At 65.8% G+C, this 19,897-nt stretch carries 17 protein-coding genes; 13 read left to right on the forward strand and 4 right to left on the reverse strand.

Annotated elements, in window-relative coordinates; all coding sequences use genetic code 11:
- Positions 1–98: 98 nt before the first annotated feature.
- Positions 99–998: a helix-turn-helix domain-containing protein gene (locus ABV518_RS07245; RefSeq protein ID WP_367766199.1), complete on the reverse strand. Its 900-nt coding sequence runs from the start codon at positions 996–998 to the stop codon at positions 99–101.
- A 186-nt stretch (positions 999–1,184) separates the two neighbouring features.
- On the opposite strand from ABV518_RS07245, the gene ABV518_RS07250 reads away from it, so the two are divergent.
- The 3 genes from ABV518_RS07250 to ABV518_RS07260 are packed head-to-tail and all read left to right on the forward strand — an operon-like array spanning position 1,185 to position 4,054.
- Entirely contained in the window at positions 1,185–2,018 is an 834-nt protein-coding gene (locus ABV518_RS07250; RefSeq protein WP_367766201.1) for an aldo/keto reductase, read from the forward strand.
- 39 nt (positions 2,019–2,057) lie between these two features.
- Positions 2,058–3,029 (forward strand): aldo/keto reductase, encoded by a 972-nt coding sequence (locus tag ABV518_RS07255; RefSeq protein ID WP_367766202.1) that lies wholly within the window; start codon positions 2,058–2,060, stop codon positions 3,027–3,029.
- Entirely contained in the window at positions 3,023–4,054 is a 1,032-nt protein-coding gene (locus ABV518_RS07260; RefSeq protein ID WP_367766203.1) for an NAD-dependent epimerase/dehydratase family protein, read from the forward strand. Before ABV518_RS07255 ends, ABV518_RS07260 begins: the two co-directional genes overlap by 7 nt.
- A 28-nt stretch (positions 4,055–4,082) precedes the next feature.
- On the opposite strand, the gene ABV518_RS07265 is transcribed toward ABV518_RS07260, so the two are convergent.
- Together ABV518_RS07265 and ABV518_RS07270 are read right to left on the reverse strand one after the other, a co-directional pair.
- Entirely contained in the window at positions 4,083–4,292 is a 210-nt protein-coding gene (locus tag ABV518_RS07265) for a hypothetical protein (RefSeq protein ID WP_367766204.1), read from the reverse strand.
- 108 nt (positions 4,293–4,400) lie between these two features.
- Positions 4,401–6,443 carry a beta-galactosidase gene (locus ABV518_RS07270; RefSeq protein ID WP_367766205.1) on the reverse strand — a complete coding sequence of 681 codons (2,043 nt, stop codon included), beginning with the start codon at positions 6,441–6,443 and terminating at the stop codon, positions 4,401–4,403.
- Between the two features lie 193 nt (positions 6,444–6,636).
- Here ABV518_RS07270 and ABV518_RS07275 point away from each other — a divergent pair, with 193 nt between their 5' ends.
- From ABV518_RS07275 to ABV518_RS07310, 8 genes are all read left to right on the forward strand, one after another.
- Positions 6,637–7,965, forward strand: a complete 1,329-nt coding sequence (locus ABV518_RS07275) for an ABC transporter substrate-binding protein (RefSeq protein WP_367766207.1) — start codon at positions 6,637–6,639, stop codon at positions 7,963–7,965.
- Between the two features lie 128 nt (positions 7,966–8,093).
- Positions 8,094–9,059 carry a carbohydrate ABC transporter permease gene (locus tag ABV518_RS07280; protein WP_367766570.1) on the forward strand — a complete coding sequence of 322 codons (966 nt, stop codon included), beginning with the start codon at positions 8,094–8,096 and terminating at the stop codon, positions 9,057–9,059.
- A gap of 2 nt (positions 9,060–9,061) precedes the next feature.
- Positions 9,062–9,964 (forward strand): carbohydrate ABC transporter permease, encoded by a 903-nt coding sequence (locus ABV518_RS07285; RefSeq protein WP_367766208.1) that lies wholly within the window; start codon positions 9,062–9,064, stop codon positions 9,962–9,964.
- Positions 9,965–9,984: 20 nt separating this feature from the next.
- A complete protein-coding gene (locus ABV518_RS07290; protein WP_367766209.1) occupies positions 9,985–11,001 on the forward strand; it encodes a LacI family DNA-binding transcriptional regulator in 1,017 nt (338 codons plus the stop codon).
- A 165-nt stretch (positions 11,002–11,166) separates the two neighbouring features.
- A complete protein-coding gene (locus tag ABV518_RS07295) occupies positions 11,167–13,722 on the forward strand; it encodes a rhamnogalacturonan lyase (protein ID WP_367766210.1) in 2,556 nt (851 codons plus the stop codon).
- Positions 13,723–13,751: 29 nt separating this feature from the next.
- Positions 13,752–14,585 carry an aldo/keto reductase gene (locus ABV518_RS07300; protein WP_367766211.1) on the forward strand — a complete coding sequence of 278 codons (834 nt, stop codon included), beginning with the start codon at positions 13,752–13,754 and terminating at the stop codon, positions 14,583–14,585.
- Positions 14,586–14,719: 134 nt separating this feature from the next.
- Complete coding sequence (locus ABV518_RS07305) at positions 14,720–14,986, forward strand: GlsB/YeaQ/YmgE family stress response membrane protein (protein WP_367766212.1); 267 nt, start codon at positions 14,720–14,722, stop codon at positions 14,984–14,986.
- 109 nt (positions 14,987–15,095) lie between these two features.
- Entirely contained in the window at positions 15,096–15,575 is a 480-nt protein-coding gene (locus tag ABV518_RS07310) for a hypothetical protein (RefSeq protein WP_367766213.1), read from the forward strand.
- A gap of 156 nt (positions 15,576–15,731) precedes the next feature.
- Here ABV518_RS07310 and ABV518_RS07315 read toward each other — a convergent pair whose 3' ends face one another.
- On the reverse strand, positions 15,732–16,364 hold the full coding sequence (locus ABV518_RS07315) for a DM13 domain-containing protein (protein ID WP_367766214.1): 633 nt from the start codon (positions 16,362–16,364) through the stop codon (positions 15,732–15,734).
- Between the two features lie 182 nt (positions 16,365–16,546).
- Between ABV518_RS07315 and ABV518_RS07320 the strand changes: the two genes are divergently transcribed.
- Positions 16,547–17,188 carry a DUF2510 domain-containing protein gene (locus tag ABV518_RS07320; protein WP_367766215.1) on the forward strand — a complete coding sequence of 214 codons (642 nt, stop codon included), beginning with the start codon at positions 16,547–16,549 and terminating at the stop codon, positions 17,186–17,188.
- Between the two features lie 484 nt (positions 17,189–17,672).
- Positions 17,673–19,622, forward strand: coding sequence for a DUF222 domain-containing protein (locus ABV518_RS07325; protein WP_367766216.1), 1,950 nt, complete (start codon positions 17,673–17,675; stop codon positions 19,620–19,622).
- Positions 19,623–19,897 lie beyond the last annotated feature (275 nt).

Raw genomic sequence — 19,897 nt, forward strand, 5'->3', positions numbered from 1 at the left:
CAGCCTAGGAAGGGCACAATCCGATCCCAATGGGCTCCTGGCCAGAATCCTGCTGTTGTGCTGGCCAAATGTACAGCCCCGGTGATACAGGGCTGCCGCTACTCCCGGTTTTCGGGGACCGCGGGCGGCGCCGCGGCTGCGGTCCGTGGCTGCTCCGCCAGCCCGGCATCGGTGCCAAGGCTCAGCAGGGCCAGGGCGTCCGACGACGGCGAGCCGGGTTTTGCGGAGTACACCCGGAGTGCCTGGTCGGGATCGTCGGGCAGGACAAGGTTTTCAAAGTTCAGTTCCAGGTCTCCGACGGCCGGGTGGTGGAGCCGGACGCTGCCGGCGGACCGTGTGGCCACGCGGTGCCCTGCCCACCATTGGCGGAAGTGCTCGCTGTGGACGGCGAGCTCGCCCACCAGCTGGTTGGCCTGCGCATCATTGGGATGCCGCCCCACGTCCACGCGGAGCGCTCCGGCCGCTTCCGCTGCCACGGTCTTCCAGTCGCGGAAGAGATCCCGGGCACCGGGATCAAGGATCAGCCACCGGGTGAGGTTGCGTTCCTGCGGCGGAAGGCCCAGGAAGTCCGTGAACAGCAGGAACGCCATCCGGTTCCCGGCGAGCACGTCGGTCCGGCGGCCAAGCACCATGGCCGGGACGTCGCCCACGGCCTCCAGGAGCTGGCGGAGCGCCGGACGGACAGCCTGCGCCGGTCCGGGGGAACGCGTGCTGGCCGCGCAGTTTTCCAGGAGGTCCATCATGTGCGCATGCTCGCCCGCGTCCAGCCGCAGGGCGCGGGACACCGAGTCCAGCACAGTGCGCGAAGGGTGGATGTTCCGCCCCTGCTCCAGGCGGATGTAGTAGTCCGTGCTGACGCCTGCCAGCTGCGCCACTTCCTCGCGCCGGAGGCCGGGAACGCGGCGCGCGCCGGAAGTTCCTTTCGCTCCAGCGTCTTCCGGACTCAGCCGGGACCGCATGGCCTTCAGGAATTTTCCGAACTCGGCGCTCTGACCCATGCACCCTATTCTGCACGGCCCGGGCAGGGACTTTCTACAACGAAGGTAGGACTGCCAGTCCTAGGAAAAACAGGGACAGGGTCAAGGGCTGACTATCGGCGCAAAAGTGCATAGGCTCAGGGGAGAGCCTTCCCGAAAGCGTTTTCTCACTCATCACTTCCTGTTCATCAGCAAAGGAGCCACCCCATGTCAGAGCTGACACCGGAGACAACACTGAACAACGGCGTCACCATCCCCCAGCTGGGCCTCGGCGTCTTCCAGGTTCCGCCGGAGGACACGCAGCGCATCGTCGAGGACGCGCTGGCTGCAGGCTACCGCCACATCGACACCGCAGCCGGCTACCGCAACGAGGCCGGCGTGGGCGCGGCCATCGCCGCCTCCGGCATTGCCCGCGAGGACATCTTCGTCACCACCAAGCTCCGCAACGGCGAGCAGGGCCGCGCGCAGGAGGCGTTCCAGAACAGCCGCAAAGCGCTGGACCTGGACTACGTGGACCTGTACCTCATCCACTGGCCGGTCCCGTCGCAGGGGCTGTACGTCCAGGCCTGGAAGGAGATGGAGCGGCTGTACGAGAACAAGCAGATCCGCGCCATCGGCGTTTCCAACTTCCTCGCCGAGCATCTGGACACCCTGCTGGAAGCCGCGGAAGTTCCGCCTGCCGTCAACCAGATCGAGCTGCACCCTAGCTACCAGCAGGCCGCCCTTGCCGCCAAGTGCCGGAAGCTGGGCATCGCGGTGGAGGCCTACAGCCCGCTGGGGCAGGGCGCCGACCTGAACGGGAACGCCGTCACCGCCGTCGCGCAGGCGCACAACGCCACCACCGCCCAGGTGGTGCTGGCCTGGCACCTCGCCGCGGGCACCATCGCCATCCCCAAGTCCGTGGACCCGTCCCGGATCCGCGAAAACTTCGCGGCCACATCCCTCAGGCTCAGCGACGACGAACTTGCGGCCATCACGGCGCTGGAGTCCGGTGCCCGTATCGGTTCCGATCCCGCCGTCGCCTCTTTCACCCAGCTCTAACCGGGCCCCGACAGGCCCGGCCACCGAAAGGATTACACAATGCAGTACACCCACCTTGGCCGCTCCGGCCTGAAGGTTTCCCGCCTCTGCCTGGGCACCATGAACTTCGGCCCCCAGACCGACGAGGCCGACGCGCACGCCATCATGGATTCGGCGCTGGAATCCGGCATCAACTTCTTCGACACCGCCAACGTGTACGGCGGCACCGGGCACCGAGGCTGGACCGAAGAGATCATCGGCCGCTGGTTCGCCCAGGGCGGCGAGCGCCGCGAACGGACCGTCCTGGCCACCAAGCTGTACGGCACCATGACGGACCGTCCCAACGAGTCCAGGCTCTCCGCACTGAACATCCGCCGGGCGCTGGATGCCAGCCTCAAGCGCCTGCAGACGGACTACATCGATGTGTACCAGTTCCACCACATCGACCGCGATACTCCGTGGGACGAGATCTGGCAGGCGATCGAGGTTGCCGTCCAGCAGGGCAAGATCCTCTACTCCGGCAGCAGCAACTTCGCCGGCTGGCACATCGCCCAGGCGCAGGAGGCTGCCCGGCGACGGAACTACACCGGCCTGGTCAGCGAGCAGTCCATCTACAACCTCTTCCGCCGTGAGGTGGAACTCGAGGTCATCCCGTCCGCCCAGCAGTACGGCCTGGGCCTCATTCCATGGTCGCCGCTGCAGGGCGGACTCCTGGGCGGTGTGCTGAAGAAGCAGGAACAGGGCGTCCGGCGGGCCGAAGGCCGGGCCCTGGAAACCCTGAAGAAGCACCAGGACCAGATCCAGCAGTACGAGGACTTCGCGGACGACCTGGGCCACGCGCCCGGCGACGTCGCCCTGGCCTGGCTGCTGCACCAGCCGGCGGTCACCGCACCGATCGTGGGTCCGCGCACGCAGGAACAGCTCGACGCCGCCGTCCGGGCTTTGGATGTCACGCTCGACGCCGATGCACTCAAGCGGCTCGATGATATCTTCCCGGGGCACCGCCCGGCGCCCGAAGACTACGCGTGGTGAATCCACTCAGACCTGAGGCCGACACGGTGGCGCCGAGGAGCATCCTTTTCATCGGCGGCACGGGGGTCATCAGCGCGGCGGCGGCAGAACGCGCCGTCGCGCTGGGGCACCGGCTGACCATCCTCAACCGCGGCCAGTCGGCGGGCAGGCCTGCGCCGGACGGCGCCGAGGTCCTGCACGCGGATGTGCGCGACGCATCTGCTGTGCGGGATGTGCTGGGCGGACGGGAGTTCGACGCCGTCGCGGATTTCATTGCCTTCACTCCGGACCAGGCGCGGGCCAGCATGGAGCTGTTCCGCGGCCGGACCGGGCAGTATGTGTTCATCAGTTCAGCGTCGGCGTACCAGAAGCCGCCCACCCGGCTGCCCATCCTGGAGTCCACTCCCCTGAAGAACCCGTTCTGGAAGTATTCGCGGGACAAGATCGCGTGCGAGGACCTGTTGTTCGAGGCGTACCGCTCGGAGGACTTTCCGCTGACGGTGGTGCGCCCGTCCCACACGTACGACCGCACCAAGATCGCCATGGTGGGCGGCTGGACGGACGTACACCGGATGCGGGCGGGGCTGCCGGTGATGGTGCACGGCGACGGGACCTCGCTGTGGACCCTCACCCACAGCCGCGACTTCGCCAAAGCCTTTGTGGGGTTGCTGGGCCGGCCGCAGGCCGTGGGCGAGAGCTACACCATCACCTCGGACGAATACCTGCCGTGGAACCAGATCTACCAGCTGTTCGCCCGGGCGGCCGGCGTTGCCGAGCCTGAACTGGTCCACGTGGCCTCGGAAACCATCGCCGCGCACAGCGCCGAACTGGGGGCCAACCTGCTGGGCGACCGGTCCCACTCTGTGGTGTTCGACAACACCAAGATCAAGTCCCTGGTCCCCGGCTACACCGCCACCATTCCGTTCGCGGACGGAGCCCGGGAGATCGTGGACTGGTACGACGCCCACCCTGGGCTGCAGGTCGTCGACCAGCAGTTCATGGACCTGAGCGACCGGCTGACCGGCTGGGCCCGCAGCCCAGGGTGAGCGGAACGTCCCAGTAAAGCGCCATTCCCTAGCGAGTGCGTTCGCGGGTGAGGCCGAACGGGACGTCCTCGCTGAGGGAAATCGTGTAATGGCCGGGGTTGAGCCGGGTCACGAGGATGCCGTGCCGGGCGCTGGCCGCCAGCGGCTGCAGTTCCTTGACGGCCGCGTTGAGGCGCTCCTCGATCTGGCGGGCGCTGTCCACCCGCACTTCGACGTGTTCAGCAGTGGCGGTGTTCATGGCGCATCCGGCTTTCTGGTGGGAACGGTTACTAGTGGTTTGTATGGCGGGGCGGGGCGTGGAACGCCGGCCCGGACCGTGAGTGGGCCGGGCCGGCTTTCCTGCGGTTTAGCTGGTTACACCCGGGGTATGGACGACGCAGACGGTCCCGGCCGGGATGTGGGCCGTGCCGCTGACGGTTTCGCCTGAGAGCAGGTCGAGCCCGGCGGCGGGGTATTCGGCGTCGGCGTCGGTGTGGTTGATCAGGAAAGTGAACTTACCTGACGCGGCGTTCCGGGCAACCACTTCCAGTCCGGCGGGTGGCTGGGTCCCGAGGTCGATTCCTGCGCCCCGCGCGGCGTCGAGCAGCACCCCGGCGAGGTCGTCGCCGTCGAGCTTGGTGGAGACGTACCAGGCGGTGCCGGCCCCGAACGTGTTGCGGGTGATGGCCGGACCAGAGGCGGCGGGGCCGTCGAGGTAGCGACTGAGGACCGTGGCGCTGCCGGGGAGGATTTCTTCGGCCCAGACGGTGCCGGCGGCGCCGTTGCTGAGCGTGATGGTTTCCTCGTGGCGGAGCGGGAGGAACTCGTGGATCTCCAGTCCCAGCACGTCGCGGAGCGCGCCGGGCGAGGCACCTGCATGCACGGTGTCGTTGACGTCGACGATGCCGGAGAAGTAGGAGACCATCAGGTTGCCGCCGTTATGGACGTAGCTGCGAAGGTTGGCGACCGCCTTGTCGCCCACGAGGTAAAGGGCAGGGGCGAGGACGAGGTCGTAGCCGGACAGGTCCGCTTCGGGGTGGGCGAAGTCGACACTGATCCCGGCCTTCCAGAGGACGGTGTAGAAGGCTTCGATGCGTTCGCGGTGATCCAAGTCGCTGCTGGGCCGCCATTCCAGGTCCTGGGCCCAGAACGATTCCACGTCCCACAGGATGGCCACACGGGATTCCACCGTGGAACCTTTCACGGCGGCGAGTTTCTTGAGGTCGTCGCCGAGATCCAGGACTTCGCGCCAGATCCGGGTGCCGGTGCCGGCATGCGGAAGCATGGCGGAGTGGAACTTCTCGGCGCCGAACCGCGAGGCCCTGAACTGGAAGAACATCACGGCATCGGCACCGCGGGCCAGGTGGGAGATGCTGTTGCGGGCCAGTTCGCCGGGGCGTTTCGCGATGTTCCGGCCCTGCCAGTTCACAGCTCCGGTGGAGTGCTCCATCAGCATCCAGGGCCGGTTTCCGGCCAGCGAGCGGGTCAGGTCGGCGTCCATGGACAGCAGGACATGGTTGTCGGTGCGCTGCGCCACGAGGTAGTGGTCGTTGGCGACGATGTCCACTTCCTTGCTCCAGGCCCAGTAGTCCGCCGAGAGGCAGTTGGTGGCCATGAAGTTGGTGGTGACCGGCAGGTCCGGGGTGTACTGGCGGATCACGTCCCGTTCGGCGATGAAGCACTGCAGCAGCGCATGGGAGGTGAAGCGGCGGAAGTCCAGGCGCTGGGCCTGGTTGCTGACGCTGGCCGAGACGCGGGGGGCATCGATTTCATCCCATTCGCCGTATTTTTGGCCCCAGAACAGGGTGCCCCAGGCCTGGTTGAGTGCGTCCAGCGTCCCGTAGCGGGCGCGCAGCCACTTGCGGAACGCGAGCACGGAGTTGTCGTCATAGGACTCGCTGACCGGTGCACCGTACTCGTTGTGGACGTGCCAAAGGACCAGGGCCGGGTGGGAAGCATACCTGCGGGCAAGCTGCTCCGTGATGTTCGTTGCCGCGCGGCGGTACTCCGGTGAGCTGGGGCTGGCCATGCCGCGGGATCCGTTGCCGAGGGTGGCGCCCTCGCGGGTGACCGGAAGCGCCTCGGGGTACTTCTTCCAGAACCACGCGGGCGGGGCTGCGGTGGGGGTGCCGAGGTCAACGCTGATGCCGGCGTCATGCAGGAGATCCAGAAGGTGGTCCAGCCACTCGAAGTCGTATTCGCCTTCGCGCGGCTCCAGGAGCACCCAGGAGAAGATGCCGACGCTGACCAGGTTGATCCCGGCCTCCTTCATCAGCGCGATGTCCTCCACCCATACCTCGCGGGGCCATTGCTCGGGGTTGTAGTCCCCGCCGTAGCAGAGGCCGGCCGGGCGCTGGACCCACGGCGCCGGTGCGCGTTGGGGAGCGGGGGCCTGCAGGACGTCTGTCATCGAGTGATCTCCTTAGAACTGTGTGCGCTCCCAGTAGTATCACAGCGCCCGGAGACATGGCTAGAACCAATTCGTTATTGACACGGCTCACATTCCTGTGAATTACTGGAACCGCTCACAGTCATGCGGCCTAGGTTCGGATGAGCGGTGATACTTCAGACAGACCATTCAGCTTTTCGACAAGGAGGACGAAATGCGCAAGTCATTTCGTGCAGGCGCCGTAGCCATGCTCGCAGCGGCCGCAATGCTTACCGCAGGATGTTCCGGCGGGTCAGGCACTGGTGCCGGCAGTGATTCAGCAGCAAGCGACCCCAACCAGAAGGTGGAACTCACCTACTGGGCCTGGGCACCCAATCTGGACAAGGTGGTGGAGCTCTGGAACGCCAAGAACCCCAACATCCACGTCACGGTCAACAAGCAGGACGGCGGGGACCCCGCAGTCACCAAGCTCCTGACCGCAGTCAAGGCAGGGTCCGGAGCTCCGGACCTGATCCAGGCCGAGTACCAGAAGATCCCCACGCTGGTGGCAGCCGATGCCCTGGCGGACCTGTCCGGCACCGAAGCCAACGAAACCAAGAGCCATTTCCCCGACGGCGTCTGGAACGACGTGACGCTCGGCGGCGACGCCCTGTACTCGGTTCCGCAGGACACCGGCCCCATGGTCTTCTACTACCGCGCAGACATCTTCGAGAAGCTGGGCCTGTCTGTTCCCGCCACGTGGGACGAATACGCCCAGGCCGCCAAGGCCGTCCACGCCTCCGATCCCGAGGCTTACCTGGGGACGTTCTCCTCCAACGACGCCGGCTGGTTCACCGGGATGACGCAGCAGGCCGGCGCGTCCTGGTGGGGCGTTGACGGTGACGCCTGGAACGTCAAGATCGATGAAGACCCAACCCGGAAAGTCGCCGGATACTGGGGCGGCCTTGTGGAAGAGGGCACCATCGACAACAAGCCCATGTACACCCCGGAATGGAACACGGCCCTCAACACCGGCAAGCAGGTTGGCTGGCTCAGCGCAGCCTGGGGCCCGGGCGTGCTCTCCGGCAACGCAGGCGCCACGGCAGGGATGTGGAAGGTGGCTCCCATGCCGCAGTGGGATGCTTCCAAGCCCGCCACTGGCAACTGGGGCGGTTCCTCCACCGCCGTGACCTCGCAGTCCAAGAACGTTGATGCTGCCGCGAAGTTCGCCACCTGGCTGAACACCGACGCCGAAGCTGTCAAGGCCCTGGTTGAGGTAGCGGGCATCTACCCGGCAGACAACGAAGGTGCCAAGTCGGCCCTGACCAAGGCTCCCGAGTTCTTCTCCAACCAGCCCGACTTCTATGAGGTAGTGGGCGCCGCCGCGCAGAACGTGGGCTCCTTCACCTACGGCCCGAACGTCAACGTGGCCTACAACGCCTACAACGACCAGTTCGCCAAGGCAGCGCAGGCCAAGCAGAAGAGCGCCTTCCTGGACGCCGTGAAATCCATGCAGCAGGTCACCGTGGATGACCTGAAAAAGACCGGCTTCACGGTCAAGTAAGTCACCGCGAGCAGGATCCCGGTCCGGGAGGGCGCCCACCGGCGCCCTCCCGGAACCCCGCTCCTCCAAGCACCGCTTCTCCAACAGCTATGCCCCAACAAGACCATCAAGGAAGTGCACCCGTGGCAATGACCGTGACCAAGCCCGGTCCGGCGGCAGAAAAAGCAGCCGGAACCCCCAGGCGGGCGAAGAACTTCAAATCCCGGGTCCTCGTCCCCTACGCGATGCTCGCCCCAGGCATCATCCTGTTCCTCGTTTTTATGGCGGCACCCATCGTCTACACGCTCGTGCTGAGCTTCCAGAAGAAGAAGGTCAGCGGCCTGGGCCTCGGCAAGGGATCCCAGAGCCAGGTGTTCGCCGGCTTCGACAACTACGTCAGCGCCCTGACGGACCCAGAATTCCTGGGCAGCGTCCTGCGCGTCCTGCTCTACGGCCTCATCCTGATCCCGCTGATGCTGGGCTTCGCCCTGCTGTTCGCGCTCCTGCTGGACTCCCGGCGGACCAGGGCCGGCAGCTTCTCCCGGACCGCCATCTTCCTGCCCTACGCGGTGCCGGCCGTGATCAGCTCACTCCTCTGGGGCTTCCTGTACCTCCCCGGCGTGAGCCCCTTCCACTTCCTGGCCCGGCAGTTCGGCGTCGAACTCCCCTCCCTGCTGGACCCCAACCTGGTGACCTTCGCCATCTGCAACATCGCCCTATGGGGCGGCGTGGGGTTCAACATGATCGTGATGTACACCTCGCTCAAGGCTGTCCCCAGCGAAATCTACGAGGCCGCCAAACTGGACGGCTGCTCGGAAATCCAGACGGCGCTGCGGATCAAGATCCCCATCATTGCCCCGTCCCTGGTGATGACCGCACTGTTCTCGATGATCGCCACCCTCCAGGTGTTCGCCGAACCCACCACCCTGCGCCCGCTGGCCAACAGCCTCTCCACCAGCTGGTCACCGCTCATGCTCGTCTACCGCGACGCGTTCACCCGCAACGACGTGTTCTCCGCAGCGGCCACCAGCATTGTGATCGCCGCAGCCACCTTCATCATTTCCTTCCTGTTCCTGCGCATCGTGCAGAAGCGGGCCTTCGGACAGGAGAACTGACCGTGACCACCCTCGCCAGCAGCCGGACTTCGCATAAAAAGTCACCCCGCACGTCCACCCGGGCGGAGTACCTCCGGGAAAAGCCCAGCTACCTGTCCACGGGCATCCTGATCCTGGGCGCCCTGTACTGCCTGTTCCCCGTCATCTGGGTGGTGGCCGCCGCGAGCAAGGACGGCACCGAGCTGTTTTCCACGTTCACCCTGGCGCCCAGCACGCACCTGTGGGACAACATCGTGGCGCTCACCGAATACCGGGACGGCCTGTTCTGGCGCTGGATGCTCAACACCGCGCTCTACGCCGGCGTCGGCGCCATCGTCTCCACCTGGGTCTCGGCACTCTCCGGCTACGTCCTGGCGAAATTCGACTTCCCCGGCAAGACGGGAATCTTCAAGGTCCTGCTCATGGGCGTCCTTGTCCCCGGCGTTATCCTGGCCATCCCGCAGTACCTGATGCTCGCCCAGGCCGGACTCACCAACACCTACTGGTCCGTGCTGCTCCCGCAGATCATCAGCCCGTACGGCATCTACCTGGCCCGCATCTACGCCGCGGCATCCGTGCCCGGGGACGTCATCGAGGCAGCCCGCACCGAGGGCGCCAGGGAGATGTACATCTTCAACAGGATCGCGGCCCCCATGATGCTGCCGGGACTGGTGACCATCTTCCTGTTCCAGTTCGTGGCCATCTGGAACAACTTCATGCTGCCCTACATCATGCTCGGCGATGACCACCTGTTCCCCATCACAGTGGGCCTGAACGGCCTGCTCAACCAGGGGGCATCCGCACCCGCGCTGTACACGCTGGTCCTTGCCGGCGCGCTGATGTCCATCATCCCGCTGGTCATCATGTTCCTCCTCCTGCAGCGGTACTGGCGGGTCGACCTCGCCGCTGGCGCCGTGAAGGCCTAGTCCTAGATAGGCTTTGAACCATGACTCAACCCACCCCCCGGCCGCGGCCAAAGATCGACGATGTGGCCGCCGAAGCAGGCGTGTCGCGCGGAACGGTCTCCCGTGTCCTCAACGGTGGGCACTGGGTCAGCCCGTCCGCCCTGGCCGCCGTCAACGCAGCCATCAAAAAGACGGGCTACCGCGTCAACCCGCACGCCCGGAACCTGGCCACCAACCGGGCCAACTCGGTGGCGTTCCTGCTGACCGAAACGCATGACCGGCTGTTCGAGGACCCCAACTTCGCGGTACTCATGCGGGGCGCGGCGGACGCCCTGGCCGTGCACGACATCCCGCTGGTCCTCATCATGGCCGGCACCGACGACGAGCAGCGCCGCGCCACCGACTTCCTCACTTCCGGTCACGTCGACGGAGTCCTGCTGGTTTCCTCGCACGGAAGCAGGAAGGGCATCATCGCGGACATCATCGCTGCGGGCGTTCCGGCCATCGCCTGTGGCGTACCCCTGGGCTTCGAAAAGAAGATGGGCTACGTCGCGGCGGACGACTACGAAGGCGCCCGGGACCTCCTGCGCTACCTGCGCGACGGCGGCCGCAAGCGGATCGCCACCATCACCGGCCCGCAGGACACTTCCGGCGGCATCCGGCGCCTCGAAGCGTACCGCGCCGACCAGGGCGCGGACCTGAACGAAGCCCTGATCGCCCATGGCGACTACAGCCGGGAGAGCGGGGCGAAGGCCATGCGTGAACTGCTCAACCGCGCCCCGGACCTCGACGCCGTCTTTGCCGGCAACGACCTCATGGCACTGGGCGCCATGGAAGTGCTGCGCGAAGCCGGGGTGCAGATACCGCAAGATGTGGCGGTGGTGGGCTTCGATGACATCAATGCAGCCCAGGAGGCAAGTCCTTCCCTGACCACCGTGAGGCAGCCCTTCGACCGCATCAGCGAAGAGATGGTCCGGCTGCTCCTTGACGTTATCAACGGCAAGAAGCCCGCCGCCATCACCATCCCCACGGAACTGGTCATCCGCGAATCAGCCTGAATTCCCACGCCCGTACGGCGGCCTTGGGAAGTGTAGCCGGACCAATTTCTACAACGTTCTAAATACTCTGGTTTTGCACCCGGCGCAAGGCTTGATTTGTGGCGCCCACCACCACTAAGTTACTGGGGAAGCGTTTTCCCATCACGAAATTGAAAGGATTCACTGATGAATCCGAGCAGGAAATCGGTGCGCCGTTTTTCGGTGGCCACCGCGGCCGGACTGGCACTGACCGTTGGCTGCCTCACCACCCCGGCAGCCGCCGTCGAACCTTCCCCCAAGCCCGCCACGGCGGGAGTCCAGCTGGACCACCTGGACCGCGGGCTGGTTGCCGCCGGCACGTCGGAGGGTGTGTTCCTGAGCTGGCGCCTCCTGGGCCACGAGGCAACCGGGTCCACGGCGACCGGCCTCACCGGCACCGACTTTGCGGTGTACCGCGACGGACAGAAGCTGGCAACGGTCACAGACAGCACGAACTACCTCGACGCTGGCGGAACCGCAGCCTCGGAATATGACGTACGTGCCGTCGTCGGGGGCGTTGAACTGGACCGGAGTGCCATGGCCAGGTCCTGGGGCGGCAACTTCAAGGACATCCCGCTGAAGAAGCCGGCCGACGGCGTCACCCCCGCCGGCGAGGCCTACACCTACGCGGCGAACGACACCAGCGTGGGCGACGTGGACGGCGACGGGCAGTACGAGTTTGTGGTCAAGTGGGACCCGTCCAACGCCAAGGACGTCTCGCAGGTGGGCTACACCGGCAACACCTACGTGGACACCTACCAGGCCGACGGCACCCTGCTGCACCGCATCGACCTGGGCGTGAACATCCGGGCCGGCGCCCACTACACGCAGATGCTGGTCAACGACTTCGACGGCGACGGCCGTGCCGAGATGATGTTCAAGACGGCGCCCGGCACCAAGACCGTCTCCTACAACCCGGACGGCTCGGTGGCCGGGGAGTCGTTCGTCCCGCTGCTCCAGAAAGACCTCGACGCCGGCTACGCCACCGGCGACGACTACCGGATGAGCGCCGCCGACTACTACGAGCACATGGTGGAGACGTTCCAGGGTTGGAGCGACCACCCGGAGGTCAAGGCGGGCAACTGGCCGGCCACGCTGGAAGAGGCATTCGGCATCGCGCCGCAGTACCAGTACCCGCTGTCGCGGACGGACGCCGAGGCTGTGACCGACTACTTCATGGCCGTCTACGCCCCGTCCCGCAGCGCGCGGAACAACCTGCGCGCCTTTGAAGGGTTCATCGTCTCCGGCCCCGAATACCTGACGGTCTTCGAAGGTGCCACCGGCAAGGAGTTGAAGACGGTTGAGTTCACGCCGGACCGCCACGACGACGGCCTGATGTGGGGCGACTACGCCATGGCCCGGATCGAACCAGGCAACCGCGTGGACAGGTTCCTGGCCGGCGTCGCCTACCTTGACGGCAAGAAGCCCGCCGCCGTGTTTGCGCGCGGCTACTACACCCGTACCACGCTGGCCAGCTACACCTGGGACGGCACTGACCTCAGCCCCGTTTGGAACGTCGACTCCGGCTGGACTCCGATGACCAACCCGTTCAACGACGGCCCGCACGGCCGCGACGGCACCGATCCGGTGTTCGGCAAGCTCACCACGCAGGGCTTCCACTCGCTCAGCGCCTCCGACGTGGACGGCGACGGCAAGCAGGAAGTGGTCTACGGCTCCGCGACGATCGATGACGACGGCTCCCTGCTCTACAGCTCCTTCGACACGATGCCACCGCAGAGCGCCACCCCCGGCGAGGAGGCCCGCCTGGGCCACGGCGACGCGATGCACGTGACGGACATCGACCCGGCGCGTCCGGGCAAGGAGATCTTCTCGGTCCACGAGGGCGGCATCTACGCGCCCTACGGCTACGCGATGCGCGACGCCGCCACGGGTGAGGTGCTGTTCGGCGCCTACTCGGGCAAGGACACCGGCCGCGGCATGATCGGCGATGTTGACCCGTCCGTGCCCGGCATTGAGAACTGGGCCATCGGGATGCAGTCGGCCGACGGCGACAAGCTTTCCGCGACCGCGCCGGGCACCAACATGAGCATCAAGTGGGCGGCCGACATGACCACCCAGATCGTGAACGGCTCCGGCGACCAGACCCCGACGATCGATGACTGGAAGCGCGGCCGGCTCCTGACCGCCGGGGGTACCCGTACCAACAACGGCACCAAGGGCACCCCCAGCCTGGTGGCCGACGTCGTGGGTGACTGGCGTGAGGAGATGCTGGTCCGCACTGCTGACAGCTCGGCGCTGCGGATGTACGTCAGCACCGAGGTCACCACGCACAAGCTGTACACGCTGATGCACGATCCGCAGTACCGCGCCGAGGTGGCCCGCCAGAACACCGCCTACAACCAGCCGTCCTACACGGACTTCTACTTCGCCTCTGACATGGACTTCCGCAACGTGCCGCTCCGCGCGGCGTGGACGCCGGGCAGTGTGCAGGCCCTGGGGCAGGTCCTCGCCGGCCTGGTTGAATCCGGCGACGTTTCGGGACCAGTGGCCAGCCAGCTGACAGCCAGTGTGCAGCAGGCCCTGAAGGCAGTGGACGACGGCGACACCACCAAGGCGGCGCAGGCCATCGGGCGTTTCGCGGACTTCCTGGACCAGCAGAAGAAGCCGGACCAGGTATCTGACGCAGCCCGGACGGTGCTCGGCTACAACGCCGGAAATATTCTCCGGGCATTCGAGGGCTAGGAAGGGCGAAAGCACGAGAGACTGTTGAAATGACTCTTTCACCGCTCATCAAGCTCAATGACGGTTACAGCATCCCGCAGCTGGGGCTCGGCACCTGGCCGCTGGACGACGATCAGGTGGCTGCCGCCGTCGTCAGTGCCGTGGAAGCCGGGTACCGGCACATCGATACGGCCGTGAAATACGGCAACGAGGAAGGTGTGGGCAACGGTATCCGGGCCAGCGGGGTGGAGCGCAGCGAAATGTTCGTCACCACCAAGCTGGATGGCCAGTTCCAGGGCCACGACCGGGCTGCGGCGGGGTTGGAGGGGTCGCTGAAGCGGATGCGGCTGGACTACGTGGATCTCCTGCTGATCCACTGGCCGCTCCCTTCCCGTGATGAGTTCATCTCGACGTGGAAGACCTTCGAGCGGCTCCAGGCGGAGGGGAAAGTCCGGTCCATCGGCGTCTCCAACTTCAAACCGGCCCACCTGGAGCGGCTGCTGGCCGAGACGGACGTGGTGCCGGCGGTGAACCAGATCCAGCTGAGCCCCGCCATCACCCGTGTGGCCGAGCGCGAGTTCAACACCAGGCACGGAATTGTTACCGAATCGTATAGCCCGCTGGGCGGTTCCGGGGCGAGCTTGCTGGGCGCCCCGCTGCTCTCCCAACTGGGTGAAAAGTACGACAAAACGCCCGGGCAGCTCGTGTTGAGATGGCATATTCAGAACGGACTTGTGGTGATTCCAAAGTCGGGCGATCCGGAGCGGATGAGGGAGAACCTGGACGTGTTCGATTTCGTCCTGGATCCGCAGGATCTAGCGGAATTAGCCATCCTGGACGAGGGTCCCGGCGCGGGCAACGACTCGGACTCAACTGGGCACTGAACCATGCTTGGAGTGGCCCTTTTCCGAACCATGGGGTTGGCAAATCGATAGTAAGCATGATTACTATTGGGGCAGAAGGGTTAAGCGTCCCCGGGATCCGGGTACCTCCTTTATGAAGGAAGAGGAACGACAAAATGGGTTTTTTTGCATTTCTAATTCTCGGCCTTATTGCTGGTGCGATCGCTAAGGCGATCCTCCCGGGCAAGCAGGGTGGCGGCATTTTCATCACCTTGCTCCTGGGCGTCGTAGGAGCATTCCTCGGCGGCTGGATTGGCGGAATGATTTTCGGTACCGGCCTGCAGGAGTTCTTCTCGCTGCAGACCTGGCTGCTGGCCATCGGCGGAGCGGTCATCGTACTGCTCGTCTACGGCATGGTCACCAAGCGCAGCGTCCGTAGCTAACTGCGGCGCCAGCCAGGAGACCGGCCTGGGGAGAATATCCCCGGGCCGGTTTTCTATTCCCCCGGCCACTGGACCGGATTGAAACCTTCTCACGGAGCAGGAGTTCATCATGAAAAACAAACTTCTTTTGGGTATTGGGATCGCCGCAGGCTACGTCCTGGGATCGCGGTCCGGCCGGGCGGCTTACGACAAGCTGAAGGCCCGTGCAGCGGGTCTTTGGGACAGCAAGCCAGTCCAGGACAAGGTGGCGGCGGCCACGGAAGCCATCAAGGAAAAGGCTCCGGAGGTGGCGGACCAGCTGGGTGAGGCGGCCCGCCGCGCCGGAACCGTGATCGGCTCAGCCATGCACCACGACACCGCGTCCAGCAACGGCAAAGCCAGAACGTCCGACGTCGGCGCCTCCACCGGCGCGCCCGGCACCGGCGACCACGTCCCGGCTCACAGCACGCACCCGGAAACCGTCAACCTGGGCACCTCGGATGTTCATTCGGACCCCGCGCTGAACGACGCCACGGGCCAGGACTGGTCCGACGAAGGCGGCGCGACCCCGGCAGGCGCGGCCACCAACGTCGATCCCAAGCGGGACTGATCCCCGGGTTCCGGTCGAAAAGTTACGCAGCTTCTACTGCAGGTAGAAGGACCCCCGCCGGAACTGTGCTACAACTGATTGACCTTGCTGGCCGTCGCGATCCTTGGGGGACGCGGCGGCCGGCGGCGTTTCACGTCAATGCCGCGAAATGTGGGCTCAGGTGACCAGCTCGGCAGCCCCGAACGACACGCTGAACTGGACGCACCACAGATCAACTGCGGGATACTTCGAGAGGTCCACCTCAGCGGGAATCTGGTACACCTGATTACCCTGGTTTCCCTTGATCATGCCGAGGTCGTAGTAGTCCGCCGAGCCGGCCGTAAACCACCCGGCCGTCCCTTCCACCACGTGGGCTGCGCTTAACCAGACGTGCACATCCGGTCCGTTGGATGTATCCAAGTTCTCCAGGGTGAGCACCCTGGAACCATCCGGCTGCTGAACGATCCGGACAGTGCCCGTGGTGGTGTGTTCATGGCTGATCAGGGTACCCGCAGCAAGCTGTACCGGACCCGCGGGAGTGTGTGTCGGCGTAGTGGTTGTTGATGGTGGGGTGCCCGGCGTCGATGTGCCCGCCGTTGAACTCAGAGGCGTAGGCGGCGTCGGTTGTGCCTGCGCGGGAGCGCTGGCAACGATGGGGAGCTGTTCGTCCACCCTCACGTCCACAAAAAGCAGCCACGGCTTGAACACCACAAACCCAATCACGAGTGCTACCGCTGCTACGGCCGCCGCGATAGTCCATTTCCGGCGTCGTGAAGGACTGGGCTTTTCGCTCGCCGACTTTACGCTCATGGAATCATCGTCCGCGCTTCCGCTGATCGGCGCAACGGACGCTCAGCAACGCCGCACGGCACATGTCGGGAGCCCAAAGGGCAGCTCCCTGTTCCCTCTCGCCAAAGGGCTGAATGAGTGCTGTGATGAGTGTCAGATAGTACGTGAGTTGCGCGAGGCGTGGGACGGTTGGTGGAGCAAAAATGAGCACTTCGGACGGCGCCCCCGTCGTTCCTCCAGGCTGGTACCCCGATCCTGCAGGGACGGGGCGGTTCAGGTGGTGGGACGGTGCGGCGTGGACCGACCAGTTCAGCACGCCGCATGTTCCGACTGCGTACGCCAATCCGTACGCAAATACGCCATACGCGCCCCAACGACCACTCATCAGCCGCGAAACACCGGTCTATAACCCGCTCATTTGGACGATCACGCTGCTCCCGCTGCTGACTATGGCGCTGCTGCTGTTTTGGAACCCGGATTTCCGTGTCATTTACGTCGGAAGTCAGCAGAGGCCAACGGTGGACCCGTCGTCGATCTTCACGCCGGTCTATTTCCTCCTCGTCTTCTCGGGCTTCCTGACCTACGCGGCGACTGTTCTGCTGGCCTATTTCGACAGCGAACGGCTCAAGCGCGACGGCGTCACCAGGCCGTTCCACTGGGCGTGGAGCTTCCTCAGTGGCGCGGTGTACGTGATCGGCCGCTCGGTAATTGTTGCCAAGGTTGCTCCGGGGCGGGGGCTCGCGCCCGTCTGGGTGCTGATCGGGGTCGTCTTCCTCAGCTTCGTGGTGACCACCATCAAAATGTCGGCGATGATGTCCTCGGTGTTTGACTCCATTCCCAGGTGAGCGGCCGGACACCGGCTGCGGGATCGACACGTGTTCGGGGCCTGCCCGTTAAATGAGGTCGTACCCCCTTCCTATGGAGGCCATTGCGGGTCGGCAAGCGGAGCACAGCGGTTCAACTGCCGTGCTGACGCCTGCCGGTTCCCGCCGAGGGCTGAGCCGCATGGAGCTTTCGACGGCGGCGCCCGGGTAAGTAGCCCGGCTCGCCGTTGGTTCTTGGGCCCGGAGGCGGGGCGGGGCTTGATTGTCGTACCCCTCTGGAAGAGTGTTCCCATGGAAGCACTTAGGGTTCAGCGCGATGGATACGGCGGTCACGCCTGCCTGCTCACGCGCACTGAACCGCCTGTTGGGGGCGCTTCCAGGACTCGGACGTTCGACGACGGCGCCGGGCCAGTTGCGCCCCTGTTTTTCGCGGCCCGCAGGCTGGTTCTCCGGGCCGGAATCGGTGTGGGGCTTAATTGTCGTACCCCTCTGGAAGAGTGTTCCTATGGAAGCTCTTAGGGTTCAGCGCGCGGGGCACGGCGGTAAAGCCGGCCTGCGCACGCGTGCTGATTTACCTGTTGGGGGTGCTTCCAGCGGCCGCGATTTCGGCGGCGGTGCCCGGGCCGACCGGGCTGACCGGCCGGGCATCCGATGCGCTGCCCCGTTTACGGAGGCTGCCGGGCTCGCTGAAGCTGCCGAAACGGCTGGGGCCGTTGAGGCTGCCGCACCCGCGACCGGCGTTGAAGCCGCCGAAGCTCCCGCATCCGGCGGGTACGGGGCCGGGGCCGCCGCACTCCTGCAGGCCATCGCGGTGGTGAACGCCGCGGCCCTGGCCGCGCCTGGCGCGCTGGCGATGGCCGACTACCCCGAAGCCGCCCAATACGCCGGCATGGCCGAGGAACTCTCCCGGACCGTGGAATACCTGCAGATCCTCAGCGCCGGCGCCGTGGACCACACCCGCACCCAAGCCATCACCGCCGCAACAACAGCCCGCACCAGATCCGCCCGGTCCTGGATCACCGGCTGGGACAACGGCACCGAAACCCTGAACGAAACCGACACCGCCTGGCCCGCCACCACAACCGCTGACACCACCACCACTGGCAACACAGCCACGGATGGCATCACGGCACGGGTCCCCGCGCGCACCGTTCCCACATCACCGGCCGATGACGGGTGCAAAAACACCGAAGAATTCCTCCGGATCACGCTCCGGATCGGCATCAGCGAAGCCCGCCGCCGCCTCCACCTCGCCCACTGCGTCCTGCCCGCCACCACCCTCACCGGCGACACCACACCCCCGCTCCGCGAACACCTCGCCACCGGACTGGCACCAACAACCAGCCCAGCACCCGACAGCCACCCCGACACCGACACTGACCCGGACATGGACGCGGACGCTGACGGGAGCGGGCCGGGCGTGTCCCTAGCTGGCCCGGCGGTGTCTTCCCGGGCCGGGACGATCATCAGCCTCACCCTGAACCGGCTCCAACACCAGACCAGCCCCGAAACCCTCGCCCGGATCGAACAAGACCTCACCCGCACCGCCGCCACCGCAGACCCCGACTTCCTCACCCGCGTCGCCCGCCGCTGGGCCGACACCCTCGACGCCGACGGCACCGAACCCAGCGAAGAAACCCTCCGCCACACCCAGGGCGCATTCATCCGCAAACCCCGCCACGGCCTCCACCACCTCGAAATCTTCGCCACCACCGACCAATACGAACACCTCCTCACCGTCATGAACACCGCCACCAACCCCCGCACCACCAGCCCAGACACAACTGGGACCGACACCGGCACCGGGGCCGGGGACATCTGGCAGGACAACGAGATAGACCTGGACCGCCGCACCAGATCCCAAAAACAACTCGACGGCATCATCGGCGCCATCAAAGCCGGCCTCAGCACCAACACCCTGCCCACCACCGGCGGGAACCGACCCCAAATCATCGCCACCATCAACTACCAAGACCTCTTCCCCCGCACCGACACCGGGCCCGAGGAAACAGCCACCGGGACCGGGAACTTCGTCTTCACCGGCCCCGTCGCCGCCACCACCCTGCGCAAAATCGCCTGCGACGCCGACATCATCCCCGCCCTCCTCGGCACCCACAGCGAAATCCTGGACCTCGGCCGCAAAACCCGGCTCTTCACCCCCGCCCAACGCACCGCCCTCACCGCCCGCGACCAAGGCTGCACCTTCCCCAACTGCACCACCCCCGCACCCTGGTGCGAAGCACACCACATCACCTACTGGTCCCACAACGGCCCCACCAACATCAGCAACGGCGCACTCCTCTGCACCCACCACCACCACCTCGTCCACAAAGAACAATGGACCATCACCACCCAAAACGACGTCCCCTGGTACACACCCCCACCCCACATCGACCCCACCCAAAAACCCCAACAAAACCACTACTTCAAACCCCCACCACCACCCCGCGAATAACCCGCGCGCGGCAACAAACGGCACTGCCCGAACAAAAGCCGAGCCGGCATGAGCCGACACCGGCCGGCGCCTGGCGTGCGACCGGTGCCTGATTTGCGGGCAGCTTGGCGCGCGGTGCCTGGTATGCGGGCGGCCGCCTGGTTTGCCACCAGCGTTTAGTCTGCGGGCCGTCCGGCGTGCGACCAGGTCTGGCGGGCTCGCTGGCGGACGACGCGGGCAAGAATGCAAAGGCATGGAACAGTACGACCCGCACGAAGATGGCCCTCGCGCCGAAC

Source organism: Arthrobacter sp. HS15c (assembly GCF_040812005.1).
Lineage (GTDB): Bacteria > Actinomycetota > Actinomycetes > Actinomycetales > Micrococcaceae > Arthrobacter.